This window comes from Streptomyces sp. NPDC056835, assembly GCF_042789485.1.
In the GTDB taxonomy this organism is placed as follows: domain Bacteria; phylum Actinomycetota; class Actinomycetes; order Streptomycetales; family Streptomycetaceae; genus Streptomyces.
In genome coordinates this window covers 447,252-460,172 of sequence record NZ_JBHUBB010000001.1, presented here as the reverse complement: position 1 = coordinate 460,172, position 12,921 = coordinate 447,252, and the positions used below count along the sequence as shown (strand labels likewise).

The 12,921-nt window shown below is 70.5% G+C and carries 14 protein-coding genes and 2 tRNA genes; 14 read left to right on the top strand and 2 right to left on the bottom strand.

Annotated features, from left to right (window positions below):
* Positions 1 to 33 precede the first annotated feature (33 nt).
* The 5 genes from proB (at position 34) to ACFRMN_RS02080 (ending at position 5,161) form a co-directional block, all read left to right on the top strand.
* The gene (proB, locus tag ACFRMN_RS02100) at positions 34 to 1,152 is read left to right on the top strand and encodes a glutamate 5-kinase (protein ID WP_383012051.1); all 1,119 of its coding nucleotides are present in this window, start codon (positions 34 to 36) and stop codon (positions 1,150 to 1,152) included.
* 142 nt (positions 1,153 to 1,294) lie between these two features.
* Positions 1,295 to 1,810, top strand: a complete 516-nt coding sequence (locus tag ACFRMN_RS02095) for a hypothetical protein (RefSeq protein WP_030352353.1) — start codon at positions 1,295 to 1,297, stop codon at positions 1,808 to 1,810.
* A 72-nt stretch (positions 1,811 to 1,882) separates the two neighbouring features.
* Positions 1,883 to 3,166 (top strand): glutamate-5-semialdehyde dehydrogenase, encoded by a 1,284-nt coding sequence (locus ACFRMN_RS02090; RefSeq protein ID WP_383011826.1) that lies wholly within the window; start codon positions 1,883 to 1,885, stop codon positions 3,164 to 3,166.
* Positions 3,167 to 3,310: 144 nt separating this feature from the next.
* Positions 3,311 to 3,901 carry a hypothetical protein gene (locus tag ACFRMN_RS02085; RefSeq protein ID WP_383011823.1) on the top strand — a complete coding sequence of 197 codons (591 nt, stop codon included), beginning with the start codon at positions 3,311 to 3,313 and terminating at the stop codon, positions 3,899 to 3,901.
* A gap of 141 nt (positions 3,902 to 4,042) precedes the next feature.
* Positions 4,043 to 5,161, top strand: coding sequence for a hypothetical protein (locus ACFRMN_RS02080; protein ID WP_383011820.1), 1,119 nt, complete (start codon positions 4,043 to 4,045; stop codon positions 5,159 to 5,161).
* A gap of 78 nt (positions 5,162 to 5,239) precedes the next feature.
* Here the strand turns inward: ACFRMN_RS02080 and ACFRMN_RS02075 are convergent, their stop codons facing one another.
* Entirely contained in the window at positions 5,240 to 6,346 is a 1,107-nt protein-coding gene (locus tag ACFRMN_RS02075; RefSeq protein ID WP_383011817.1) for a M48 family metallopeptidase, read from the bottom strand.
* Between the two features lie 154 nt (positions 6,347 to 6,500).
* Here ACFRMN_RS02075 and ACFRMN_RS02070 point away from each other — a divergent pair, with 154 nt between their 5' ends.
* From ACFRMN_RS02070 to ACFRMN_RS02035, 8 genes are all read left to right on the top strand, one after another.
* Positions 6,501 to 6,653: a hypothetical protein gene (locus tag ACFRMN_RS02070; RefSeq protein WP_383011814.1), complete on the top strand. Its 153-nt coding sequence runs from the start codon at positions 6,501 to 6,503 to the stop codon at positions 6,651 to 6,653.
* Between the two features lie 84 nt (positions 6,654 to 6,737).
* The gene (locus tag ACFRMN_RS02065; protein WP_383011811.1) at positions 6,738 to 6,899 is read left to right on the top strand and encodes a hypothetical protein; all 162 of its coding nucleotides are present in this window, start codon (positions 6,738 to 6,740) and stop codon (positions 6,897 to 6,899) included.
* A 38-nt stretch (positions 6,900 to 6,937) separates the two neighbouring features.
* A complete protein-coding gene (gene nadD / locus ACFRMN_RS02060; protein ID WP_383011808.1) occupies positions 6,938 to 7,573 on the top strand; it encodes a nicotinate-nucleotide adenylyltransferase in 636 nt (211 codons plus the stop codon).
* A gap of 19 nt (positions 7,574 to 7,592) precedes the next feature.
* Positions 7,593 to 9,383 carry an LCP family protein gene (locus ACFRMN_RS02055; RefSeq protein ID WP_383011806.1) on the top strand — a complete coding sequence of 597 codons (1,791 nt, stop codon included), beginning with the start codon at positions 7,593 to 7,595 and terminating at the stop codon, positions 9,381 to 9,383.
* A 122-nt stretch (positions 9,384 to 9,505) separates the two neighbouring features.
* Positions 9,506 to 9,967 (top strand): ribosome silencing factor, encoded by a 462-nt coding sequence (rsfS, locus tag ACFRMN_RS02050; protein ID WP_383012048.1) that lies wholly within the window; start codon positions 9,506 to 9,508, stop codon positions 9,965 to 9,967.
* Positions 9,964 to 10,617 (top strand): histidine phosphatase family protein, encoded by a 654-nt coding sequence (locus tag ACFRMN_RS02045; protein ID WP_383012045.1) that lies wholly within the window; start codon positions 9,964 to 9,966, stop codon positions 10,615 to 10,617. Before rsfS ends, ACFRMN_RS02045 begins: the two co-directional genes overlap by 4 nt.
* Positions 10,618 to 10,711: 94 nt before the next feature.
* Positions 10,712 to 10,784 (top strand) — tRNA-Ala (locus ACFRMN_RS02040).
* 400 nt (positions 10,785 to 11,184) lie between these two features.
* Positions 11,185 to 11,418, top strand: coding sequence for a hypothetical protein (locus tag ACFRMN_RS02035; protein WP_030352343.1), 234 nt, complete (start codon positions 11,185 to 11,187; stop codon positions 11,416 to 11,418).
* Here ACFRMN_RS02035 and ACFRMN_RS02030 read toward each other — a convergent pair.
* The gene (locus ACFRMN_RS02030; protein WP_383011803.1) at positions 11,387 to 12,616 is read right to left on the bottom strand and encodes a glycosyltransferase 87 family protein; all 1,230 of its coding nucleotides are present in this window, start codon (positions 12,614 to 12,616) and stop codon (positions 11,387 to 11,389) included. The genes ACFRMN_RS02035 and ACFRMN_RS02030 overlap by 32 nt on opposite strands.
* 129 nt (positions 12,617 to 12,745) lie before the next feature.
* On the opposite strand from ACFRMN_RS02030, the gene ACFRMN_RS02025 reads away from it, so the two are divergent.
* A tRNA-Ala gene (locus tag ACFRMN_RS02025) sits at positions 12,746 to 12,818 on the top strand.
* Positions 12,819 to 12,921 lie beyond the last annotated feature (103 nt).

Here is a 12,921-nt window from a genome sequence, read left to right as displayed (position 1 = left end):
GCACGGCAGAGCGCGACGGTACGGCAGCACGCGGTGACAGGGGCCCGCAGGATCGTCGTCAAGGTCGGCTCCTCCTCGCTCACCACCGCCTCCGGCGGGCTCGACGCCGACCGGGTCGACGCGCTCGTCGATGTACTCGCCCAGGTCAGACGCGGTGCCGGGAGCGGGGACGAGAAGGAGGTGCTGCTCGTCTCGTCCGGCGCCATCGCCGCCGGACTCGCCCCCCTCGGACTGGAGCGCCGCCCCCGGGACCTGGCCCGCCAGCAGGCCGCCGCCAGCGTCGGACAGGGGCTGCTGGTCGCCCGCTACACCGCCTCCTTCGCGCGCTACGGCGTACGCGTCGGACAGGTGCTCCTCACCACCGACGACACCAGCCGCCGCGCCCACTACCGCAACGCCTACCGCACCCTGGACCAGCTGCTCGGCATGGGCGCCGTCCCCGTCGTCAACGAGAACGACACCGTCGCCACGGACGAGATCCGCTTCGGCGACAACGACCGGCTGGCCGCCCTCGTCGCCCATCTCGTACGGGCCGATCTGCTCGTCCTGCTCTCCGATGTCGACGGGCTGTACGACGGCGACCCCCGCACCCCCGGCGCCTCCCGGATCGCGGAGGTGCGCGGCCCCGCCGATCTGGCGGGCGTCTCCCTCGGCAGCGCGGGCAAGGCGGGGGTGGGCACCGGCGGCATGGTCACCAAGGTCGAGGCCGCCAGGATCGCCGCCGCTGCCGGGGTCCCGGTGGTGCTGACCTCCGCGAGCCACGCCGCCGACGGACTCGCGGGCCGGGACACCGGTACGTACTTCCACAGCACGGGACGGCGCTCCGCGGGCCGGCTGCTGTGGCTCGCCCACGCCTCCACCCCACAGGGCGCGCTCACCCTGGACGACGGCGCGGTACGGGCCGTGGTCGAGCGGCGCACCTCACTGCTGCCGGCCGGTATCGCCGCCGTCGAGGGCGAGTTCAGCGCCGGAGACCCGGTGGAGCTGCGGGACACGGCGGGCCGCCCGGTCGCCCGGGGACTCGTGAACTTCGACGCCAAGGAGATCCCCCAGCTCCTGGGCCGCTCCACCCGCGAACTGGCCCGCGAACTGGGTCCCGCCTACGAGCGTGAGGTCGTACACAGAGACGATTTGGTCATCCTCCATCCCTGACCACCCCTGAAACGGCTGAAACTCCGGCCTTTGAACAGGGACCTTTACCAAAACCGCCCCATGCCCTGCCCGGGACTGGTCAACTTTGTCCCAGGGGTACAGACGGGGTACAGCACGACAACGCATCAACAGGAGGCCGCTGGTGAGACGAGCGCGCCCGGGGGCGGTGCCCCGAGGGACCGGGGGGAGCGCCCACGCCCGGAGGGCCGCGGGCGAGGAACGAGCCCTGACCAGCGTCGAAGCGGGGGACGACTTCGACGACGAGCAACAGCGGGAGGTCGTATCGAGAACGGACGCGCGTGCGGAGGGCCGTGCGCTGTCCAAGCTCTGGCACATCACGCTCAGCGTCTCGGGCGCCGAGGCCCCGCTGCCGGAGGTCCGCCGCGGCCTGGAGCAGCTGGCCCATGACCATCCCTTCCTGCTGACCAGCCGGTACGCCAACGATCACGCGGAGATCCGGTACTGGGAGGAGGCCCGGGACCTGCACGACGCCGCCGCCGTCGCGCTGCGGCTCTGGGGCGAGCACCGGTCGAGCGCCAAGCTGCCGCCGTGGAAGATCGTCGGTCTTGAGGTCATCGACCGTGAGACGTATCACCAGCGGATCGCGGAGGGCTACGGCCCGCCGCCGGCGGCCCCGGTGGGCGTTCATCCGTTCTGATCCCCCTCCGGAAGTGTCTCGGAGTCCGGAATAGGTGCGGAATGCCCGCAGGGCGCGCACTACCCTGCGGGCATGACCTCGCTCTCGCCGTACGACAACCTCTCCCCGGTCGCCAGGGCCGCCTACCGGTCCCGCGCCGCGGCCGCCGATATCGCGCCCCTGCCGCGGGCGGCCAAGGACGACGCGCTGCTGGCGATCGCGGACGCGCTGGAAGTCCGTACCCACGAGATCGTCACGGCCAACGCCGAGGACATCGCGCGGGCCCGGGAGGCCGGGACCGGCGAGGCGATCATCGACCGGCTGACGCTGACCCCGGAGCGGGTGCGGGCCATCGCCGGGGACGTACGGGACGTGGCGGCGCTGCCCGACCCGGTCGGTGAGGTCGTACGCGGTTCGACGCTGCCCAACGGCATCGATCTGCGTCAGGTGCGGGTGCCGCTCGGTGTGGTCGGGATCATCTACGAGGCCCGCCCCAATGTCACCGTGGACGCCGCCGCGCTCTGTCTGAAGTCGGGCAACGCGGTGCTGCTGCGCGGCTCCTCCTCGGCGATCTCCTCGAACACCGCCCTCGTACGGGTACTGCGCGACGCCGTCGGCGGGGCCGGGCTGCCCGCCGACGCCGTACAGCTCGTGCCCGGCGAGGGCAGGGACGCCGTACAGGAGCTGATGCGGGCCCGCGGCCTGGTCGACGTGCTGATCCCGCGCGGCGGCGCCTCCCTGATCCGTACCGTCGTCGAGGGGTCCACCGTCCCCGTCATCGAGACCGGCACCGGCAACTGCCATGTGTATGTCGACGCCGAGACCGATCTCGACATGGCCGTCGAGATCCTGATCAACTCCAAGGCGCAGCGGCCCAGCGTCTGCAACGCGGCCGAGACCCTTCTCGTCCACCAGGACATCGCGGGCGCGTTCCTGCCGCGCGCGCTGGACGCGCTCGCCGACGCCGGGGTCACGGTCCACGCCGACGAGCGGGTGCTCGCGTACGGCGCGGGCTCGAAGGCGGAGATCGTGCCGGCCACCGCGGAGGACTGGGAGACCGAGTACCTCTCGTACGACATCGCCGCCGCGGTGGTCGACTCGCTGGACGCCGCCGTCGCCCATATCCGCCTCTGGTCGTCCGGCCATACGGAGGCGATCGTCACCACCTCGCAGGCCGCCGCCCGCCGATTCACCCAGTTGGTCGATTCCACGACCGTCGCTGTGAACGCGTCCACCCGGTTCACCGACGGCGGCCAGTTCGGCTTCGGCGCCGAGATCGGGATCTCCACGCAGAAGCTGCACGCACGGGGGCCGATGGGGCTGCCGGAGCTGACCTCGACGAAGTACATCGTGATCGGCGACGGCCACACGCGGTAGCGGTGGGGCCACTGATACGGACCGATACGGCAGGGGCGCCCGCCGCGACGGGCGGGCGCCCGGGACCGCGGTGTGACGAAGACCGGGTCGGGAGAGTTCGGACTCCGCCTGCCCAAAACGACCCGCCAGGTCTACCCTGAAGGGGTGCCGGACGACGTGGGGGGCAAGCCGTTCCCGGACGGCTGGGAGCCCGACGACGACCGCGGTGGCGCGGACAAGGACTTCGCCCCCGTGGTGTTCGACGAGGACTTCGTCAGGGCCGCCACCATCCATGAACCCTCCGCCGTGGAACGGCTGCTGTCCGCCGCCCAGGCGCGCGCCGAGGCCGAGGCGGCCCGCGCGCGGTCCGGCGGGGGACGGCCCGAGGACGAGCTGTACGAGGAGCTGTACGGCCACGACGGCGCGTACGGCCCCGACCCCGGCTACGACGACGAGTACGACCCCGACGACCCCGACGCGCTCTCCGGGCCGTACGGACGCCACGGCGGCTCGCTGCGGCCGTACCGCGGCGCCGCCCGCTGGCACCGGCCCGTCGCCTGGCTGCTCGCCCTGCTGATGGGGATCGGGATGGTCGCGCTGGCCTTCTCGGCCGTCTACCGCGGAGCCTCCAACAGCCGCGACGGCAAGGTGCCTCAGCCCGCCACGACCGGGATCGACAAGCCGGCCCCGGGGATCCCCTCGGCCTCGGCGAACCAGTCGGCGCCGGCGGTCTCCGCCGTGCCGCGCACGCCCTGACCGCCGCTCTGGACGCCCCTGAACGGCTCCCGAACGGCTCCCGAACGGCCGGGTACGACCTGAACGGCCGATCGCGTGGCTCCCGGAACTTCCCGGCTTGCCCAGCGTTTATGTTCGGCCCCGCCGACCTACTCTGAAGGTATGGCAGGGCGTGGAGACCCACCCGAGGGGGAACCTGAGGGGCTGCCCGGCGGCGATGACGACGAGTACCGCTCCATCGTCTTCGACGAATCCTTCATCCGGGAGGCCCGCCTTCAGGAGTTCTCGGCGCGGGAGCGGATGACCGATCACGCCGACGCCGTACGGCGGGTGCCTCCGTCGCAGCCTCCGCCACCGGCCGAAGGACGGACCCGGGGGATCTTCTGGCGCGGATCGAGACAGCTGCTGCTGCTCGTACTGGTGGTGGTCCTGGCGTTCGGTACGGCGATCTATCTGGGCCTGCGCAATCCCTACCGGCCGGCCACCGGACGCGCGGTGGACCAGGTGCGGATGTCGGTGATCCCGCTGGTCCCGCGGGGGCCCGTGCCGGGAGGCACCCCCGTGGACCTCTTCACACACAGCCCGGCCGCGCAGTTCCGCGTGGGGGCGGCCGGGATCACGATGCCCGCCGTCCGGGAGACCGGGGGCTTCTCGGAGAGCCAGGTGATGGCCGCGCTGACCACCGTCAAGGACTATCTGGTGGCGTCCTCGCTCGACCCGGACGTCATCGAGGGCCGCACGGAACGGCCGGTACGGGTGCTGCTCGACCCCGACCAGCTCGACCAGTTCGACGCCGGATTCGCCACCCCCGCCGACGACGGCCGGCACGCCCCGACCGGCTGGCTGGTCCGCTTCGACCCGGCGAGGGTGGCCCAGGCCGGCGACGGGGTGCGGGTGCACGGCACGTTGCGCTACCAGGAGACCTCGCCCGGGACGCTGGAGGTGGTCTCGGACCATGTCTTCGTCTACGCGCTGCGTCCGGCCGGCTCCGACGCGCTGCCCGTACGGGACGCCTCGCTCTTCACCGTCCGGCGCGAGCTGCGCTTCCGCTTCGACCTGGACGCGCTGCCGCGTCATACGGCGCGACTGCTGACCAGTGAGGTGCAGGCCGGGCCGCAGGCGTGTTCGGCGGAGCCGCCGACAACGCTGCGGCCGCTGCTGGCCGGCCAGCGGGCGAAGCCTCATGAACCGGCCGGCACGGACCCGTACGCGACCGGCCCCGCCACCACGGCGCTGTGCGGGACGCTGTCCCGCGCGGCGGAACCGAGCCCGGCCGGCTGACGGGGCCTGCCGGGCTCGGCACGCGCTTGCGCGCGGTTCCGTGCGCCGTACGGCGCACGGCGCGCGGCTTCGTACGGGTCAGCTCTTGCCGGGGCCCTCGCCGCCCGTGTCCGAGGGGCGGTTGCCGCTGCCACCGTTGCCGCTGCCGCCGCCACCCGTGAACTTGTCGCGCAGCTTGCCGCCCAGATCGCCCGCGCCGCCCGCGATGTCGCCGACCAGCTTCATCAGCGGGTCCTTGCTGTTGCGGACCGTGTCCGCGTAATGCGTGGCGGAGTCGCGGAGCGAATCGGTCACCGAGGTGTCCTTGTCCTCCTCGCGGCGCGGGTAGTGGCCGTCCATGACCCGCTGGTAGTCGCGGCTCTCGGCCCACTTCTTCAGCTCGGCCGCACGCACCGTCGTGAAGGGGTGCGTACGTGGCAGCACATTGAGGATCTTGAGCACGGAGTCGCGGAGATCGCCGCCCGCCTCGTACTCGGCGGCCTGCTCCAGGAACGCGTCCACGTTCATCTCGTGCAGGTGATTGCCACCGGCGATCTTCATCAGACCGCGCATCGAGGCCTGGAGATCCTGGCCGACCAGCAGTCCGGCCCGGTCCGCCGACAGCTCCGACTTCCGGAACCACTCCCGCAGCGCCGTGACGATCGCCATGATCGCCACATTGCCCAGCGGGATCCAGGCGACCTTGAGCGCCAGATTGGTGAGGAAGAGAAGTATGGTCCGGTAGACGGAGTGACCGGAGAGCGCGTGGCCCACCTCATGGCCGACGACCGCCCGCATCTCCTCCTCGTCGAGCAGTTCCACCAGCCCGGTGGTGACCACGATGATCGGCTCGTCCAGACCGATGCACATGGCGTTCGGCTTCGGATCCTGCGCCACGTACATCACGGGAACCTTCTCCAGGTCCAGGATGTAGCAGGCGTCCCGCAGCATGGCGTGCAGATGCGCGAACTGCGCGTCACCGACCCGCACGGAGTCCGAGAGGAAGAGCAGCCGCAGGCTGCGCTCGGGCAGCAGCGCGCTCATCGCCTTGAAGACCGTGTCGAAGCCGGTGAGCTTGCGCAGGGCGACCAGCGCGGAGCGGTCCGCGGGGTGTTCGTACGCCCGTGAGGAAATGCCCGGGAAGCGCTTGCGCTGCCTGCTCGGCACGTTTTCGTGAGTGGCTGCCTCGTGACTGTCTTCGGTCATATGGATATCCCCTGTTCATACGAGTCCAAAGCTCGTCCCCCTGACGGCCCCCACCCTAGGGGGTGGGTCTACCGTGTGACGGGGGGCCATGGCCGTGTTTCCCGGGAGCCGCCACCCCGGGCGCCGCCGGAAGAGAGCGAGGAGCACACCCGACATGACGGAAACCATCACCCTGCTCGCCGCCGCGTCGGACCAGCAAGGACCGGGCGATACGTTGCGGATCGTGCTGGTCGTCTCGATGGTCGGAGTCGTCCTGCTCGCGTGGTTCCTGTTGCGCGGATACCGCGACAACGATGACAACGACTGAGTCGGCGTGAGCGTGCCCGAGGCCCCCGCATACGATGTGCGCGAAGTCTCCGCTCCCACCCGCGAAGAAAAGGGCCCGTAGAAGATGAGCCTCACCGGTACCGCCGCCCACCTGGTCACGCTCGCCGAGGGCGCCGAGCGCGGCGGCAACCACGAAAGCCTCAGCCCCTACCTCGTCGGCGGCGGCGCCCTGTTCGCGCTGCTTCTGCTGCTGTGGATCACCACCCGCTTCAACCGCGACCGCTGACACCAGGGCGTCATCTTGTGCCAGTAGGCTCTGGACGCATGGGAGAGCAGCGAGCGGCCGGTGGTCGTGAACCCGGATCCGGCCGTGCCAAGCGCCGACTCGGCGTGATGGGCGGGACATTCGACCCGATCCATCATGGGCACCTGGTGGCGGCCAGTGAAGTGGCCGCCCTGTTCCACCTCGACGAGGTGGTGTTCGTGCCGACCGGGCAGCCGTGGCAGAAGAGCCAGCGTGTGGTCTCCCCGGCCGAGGACCGCTATCTGATGACGGTCATCGCCACCGCGTCCAATCCGCAGTTCTCGGTCAGCCGCAGCGACATCGACCGCGGCGGCCCGACCTATACGATCGACACGCTGCGGGACCTGCGGGCCGTCCACGGCGACGCGGACCTGTTCTTCATCACCGGAGCCGACGCGCTCTCCCAGATCCTGAGCTGGCGGGACCACGAAGAGCTGTTCTCGCTCGCCCACTTCATCGGAGTGACCCGGCCGGGCCATGATCTGACGGACGACGGACTGCCCAAGGGCGGGGTCTCCCTCGTGGAGGTGCCCGCGCTGGCGATCTCGTCGACGGACTGCCGGGGGCGGGTCGCGAAGGGCGATCCGGTCTGGTACCTGGTGCCGGACGGTGTGGTGCGCTACATCGACAAGCGGCAGTTGTACCGCGGCGCATGAGCCACGGAGAGGGGCACCGGTGAACGACCAGCAGCAGCCGTACGATCCGTACGACCCGTATTACACGCAGCCCCGGATCGTCGGTTACGACGAGTACGGGCAGCCGGTGTACCAACAGCCCCAGCCACAGCAGCAGTACGACGCCTACGGGCAGCCACAGCAGCAGCAACAGCCGTCGCAGCAGCAACAGGGGTACGGATACGACCCGTACGCCCAGCCCCAGCAGACCCCGGGGCCCCAGCAGCAGTACGACCCGTACGCCCAGCCGTCGCAGCAGGGACAGGGGCAAGGACAAGGACAAGGACAAGGACAAGGACAGGGGCAGGGGCAGGGGTACGGATACGGATACGACGGCTACGGCTACGACACCGGGCAGCAGCAGCCCGTGAGCGTCGACACGACCCAGCAGTGGAACATCCAGCAGCAGCAGCAGCAGCAGCAGCAGCAGCCGGCCGCCGCGTCCGCCGCCCCGGCGCCCGAGCCGGCCACCGCGCCCGCCCCGGCGCCCGCTTCCGTACCCGTACCGGAGCAGCGGCGGCCCGACGGCCAGGACCGTGACTACCGCACCGAGCAGTTCTCGTTCATCGAGGAGCCGGACGAGAACTCCGAAGACGTCATCGACTGGCTGAAGTTCACCGAAAGCCGCTCCGAGCGGCGCGAGGAGGCCAAGCGGCGCGGTCGCAGCCGGGTCGTGGCCCTCGTCGTCGTTCTCGTCCTCGCGGTCACCGGCGGCGTCGGCTATCTCTGGTACGCGGGCAAGCTGCCCGGCCTCGGTTCCGAGGACGGGAAGAAGACCACCGCCACCGGGCCGCAGAAGCGCGATGTGATCGTGGTGCATCTGCACGACACCAAGGAGAAGGGCACCTCCACGGCGCTGCTGGTCAACAACGCCACGACAGGACAGGGCACCACCGTCCTGCTGCCCAACTCCCTCTCCGTCGCCGACGACGACGGCGTCTCCAGCACGCTCGGCAAGTCCGTGGACGACGACGGCTCGGACGGAACGCGCGAGGCCATCGGCACGCTGCTCGGCACCAAGATCACCGGCACCTGGCGGCTCGACACCCCGTATCTGGAGAACCTTGTCGAACTCGTCGGCACGATCGACCTGACCACCGACGTCGAGGTGCCCGGGGCGAAGCAGGGCGACGACCCGGTGGTCAAGAAGGGCGAGAACCAGACGCTCAGCGGGCGGATGGCGGTGGCCTACGCCACCTACAGCGCGCCCGGCGAGCCGGAGTCCAAGCAGCTCCAGCGGTTCGGCCAGGTCCTCCAGGGGGTGCTGCGGAAGATGTCGGACGACCCGCAGGCCGCGACGGTCACCGTCGAGACCCTGGCGCAGATCCTCGATCCGTCGCTTCCCGAGAAGGACTTGGGAGCCTCCCTCGCCAAGCTGGCCGAGCACGCCAAGGTCGGCGACTACAAGACCACGCTGCTGCCCGTTCAGGAGAACGGCATGCTGACCGAGCAGGCCGCCGAGAGTGTGGTGAAGGACATCCTGGGCGGCTCGGTCAGCGCTCCGGAGAAGGGCTCGGCCGTCCGCGTCGGGGTGAAGAACGCGAGTGGGAACCAGGACGCGGCGGAGTTCTCCCGGATCTCGCTGGTCAACGGCGGCTATGCCTTCGTGGACGCGGGTACGGCGGAGGTGGTGACATCCTCGCAGGTCACCTACGGCGACGAGGCGAAGAAACCGGAGGCGGAAGAGGTCGCCAAGACCCTCGGACTGCCGGCCGGCGCGGTCAAGAAGGGCAAGGCGGCCACCAACGCGGATGTGTCCGTCGTCCTCGGCAAGGACTACAAGGTCGACTGAGGACGGCGGGGGCGGGCGTACGGGGGCCGGGCGTGACGCCCGGCCCCGCTCCCGCGCCGCACCGGCTGTCGGTGGTCCGTGAGATCCTTGGTATCTCCATGACCACCGACGGAAGCCTGCTTGTGACCGCTACTGATCGTTCCATCGAGCTCGTCAACGCCGCCGCCCAGGCGGCCGCCGACCGGCTCGCGCACGACATCATCGCGTACGACGTCAGCGATGTGCTGTCGATCACCGATGCCTTCCTGCTCGCCTCGGCGCCCAACGACCGTCAGGTCAAGTCGATCGTCGACGAGATCGAGGAGAGGCTTCAGAAGGAGCTGGGTGCCAAGCCGGTGCGCCGTGAGGGCGACCGCGACGCACGCTGGATCCTCCTCGACTACGTCGACATCGTCGTGCATGTGCAGCACAGCGAGGAGCGGGTCTTCTACGCTCTGGAGCGGCTGTGGAAGGACTGCCCCGAGCTGCCGCTTCCCGAGGACGCCGTCAAGACCCGGGGCAAGGCCGCGGAGCACGCCGAGTCGGCGGGCGACGGCGAGGAGCGCGCGGGAGTCTTCGGTGACACGGACGGTGAGCTGAGCTGAACGGCGGAAAGGGCGGCAGGGGCCGCCGCATCATCCTGTGGCGGCACGGCCAGACGGCGTGGAATCTGGAGCGCCGCTTCCAGGGCACCACGGACATCGAGCTGACCGACTCCGGTGTCGCCCAGGCACACCGGGCCGCCCGGCTGCTGGCCTCCCTGAAGCCGGACGCGATCGTCGCCTCCGACCTCCGGCGGGCCGCGGCCACGGCCCGTGAGCTGGCCGCGATCACCGGGCACGACATCGCGTACGACGCCGCGCTCCGCGAGACCTTCGCGGGCGACTGGCAGGGCCTGACCCATGAAGAGATCATCGGGCAGTACGGCGGGCAGTACGCGGCCTGGAAGCGCGGCGAGCCCGTCCGGCGCGGCGGCGGTGAGCTGGAGACCGAGGTGGCGGAGCGTGCCGCGCCCGTCGTGCTCCACCACGCCGACAAGCTGCCCGACGGCGGCACGCTCGTCGTGGTCAGCCACGGCGGCACGATCCGTACCACGATCGGCCATCTGCTGGGCCTGGAATCCCACCACTGGGAAGGACTCGGCGGGCTCTCCAACTGCTGCTGGTCCGTCCTCGGCGAGGGCGTGCGCGGCTGGCGGCTCCTGGAGCACAACGCGGGAACCCTCCCGGAACCGGTCCTCGGTGACGACGACTGAGCCGTCCCCGGTGGCGGTGGGGCCGGATTTCACTTTCCGGCTGGTCGCAGGCTAAAGTTCTTCTTGTTCGCGGCGCTGAGCGCGGGGAACACGCGGGGCTATAGCTCAGTTGGTAGAGCGCCTGCATGGCATGCAGGAGGTCAGGAGTTCAATTCTCCTTAGCTCCACAATCCGTTTCATCCTTTGGATCCCGTCCCTGGCAAGGGGCGGGATTTCTGGTTTCGGGACTTTCGTCCTCGCGCTCGCCGTCTCCCTCGCCCGGCGAGCCCCCGCCCCGCGGTGCCGCGTCCGGTATAAGCCCTAACAGGCAGGATTTTTCAGGCTGCTCCCCAGTCCTCGGCGTGGCAGAATCGGACCGCCGGAGGGGGGCGACGGACCGCATGGGGAGGAAGCGCGTACATGTCCGCCAGCAGCGTCGAGGAACCCGATGAGCTGCTTGCCGCGGCGGAGGCGCGCACCGGCCTCAGCTGCCCTTCGTGCGGCTCGCCCCAGGTGGCTCAAGTACTTGGTGACAATGGCGGAATTTCCTACGTGTGCACGGCCTGCGGCCACAGCTGGAGCTGAGTGATGGGTGCACACAGGCGTAAATGCGACTGGTGCGGCAGCGGTACGCCGATCGTCCGGGACATGGATCCGCTCAACCCCGAGTACCAGTACTGGTGCGAGGAGTGCGCGCGGGCGCTGATCATAAAAGGCGACCCCATCGAGACGTACCGGGAGCTGGAGGGCGAGCCGATCTACGGCCGGCTCCTCGACGAGCACTGCACGCTCAAGCGGTTCTACTCGTTCGCCACGGCCTGACCACGGACACCGCCACGTATCCGATCAGGGCGGCGGCCGTCAGCGGATAGAGGGCGGAGAGCGCCATCTCGGCGGCGCCCTGGGCCAGTTCGGGACGGCCGGTGCCATGCGGGACCCACCACAGGGCGTACGAGCAGAAGACCAGCGCCGCGGCGAGCGCCCACCGCGCCCCGGCGCGCGCCCCGAGGAACAGCGTGATCGGTACGCACCACACCCAGTGGTGCGACCAGGAGACCGGACTGATCAGCAGCGCCGTCGCCGCGCAGACGGCCATGGCCGCGGCCCGCTCCCCGCGCAGCGCCGCCGCGACCGCCACCGCGAGGCCGAGCACCGCCACCGCGGCGGCCGTGGCGGTCCACCAGAGCGCCGGCTGCCCGGTGTGCAGCAGCCGGGCGAGGACCCCGCGCAGCGACTGGTTGGCGGTGTTCTCCGCGCTGCCCACCCGGTCCGTCTCGAAGAGGGCCACGGACCAGAAGCGGAGCGAGTCGCGGGGGAGAGCGGCGGCGGCTGCCAGCGTCGCCGCGCAGAAGACCACCGAGGCCGTGGCGGTCCGTCGCAGCCACGGGTTCCAGCCCTCCTCCCTGGCCCGTACCAGCCCGACGAGCAGGAACAGGACGGCGAAGAGCGCGGGGGTGAGCTTGATCGCGGCGGCGAGGCCGGTGCCCGCGCCCGCCCAGCGGTGGCCGTCGCGGCGGGTGAGGTCCCACACCACCGCCACCGCGAGCAGCAGATTGATCTGCCCGTAGCGCAGGGTCGTCCAGACCGGCTCGCACCAGACGGCGACCGCGGCCACCCAGAGCGCGGTGACCAGCGGCCGGGGGAGCCGGTGCGGGGGGAGCGTCAGACGCAGGGAGAGACGCGCGAACGCGACCAGGAGCAGCAGATTCCCGGCGGTGGCGAGGGTACGCAGCCAGGGAACGCCCGGCAGTGTGAGCGGGGTGAACAGCAGGGCGGCGAACGGCGGGTAGGTCGCCGGGAGTTGAACGGAGGTCGCGCGCATCGCGTACAGGTCCCGGCCGTCCAGCACCGTACGGCCCTCGGCGCGATAGACCATCAGGTCGATCATGGAGACCCCGGCCGCGCGCTGCGCCGCCCAGAACGTGGCGAAGGACAGCAGGCAGACCGCGGCGGCGAGCAGGAGAGGGCGCCGGCCGGAGAGGTTTCGCGGAGTGCTCCGCGGGAGCGTGGCGACAGTCACGAAGGGCGACAGTACCGGGCGTATCGGTCTTATCCCTTCAGACCGGAAGCGATTTGGTGGTGAGCCGGAGGGACCGTGTAATGTTGGCGATGCCGCCGAGGGGAGAGCCCGGAGAGCGGCACACCGCAAGGGGCTATAGCTCAGTTGGTAGAGCGCCTGCATGGCATGCAGGAGGTCAGGAGTTCAATTCTCCTTAGCTCCACTTCTATTCGGCTTTCACAGCGGATTCAGCAGAATGTCAGTGGTATGAGAAGCGGGGGGCCCCGGTAGGGGGGGGCGGCGATCGGGGGTGTGTTGGGTTGTGT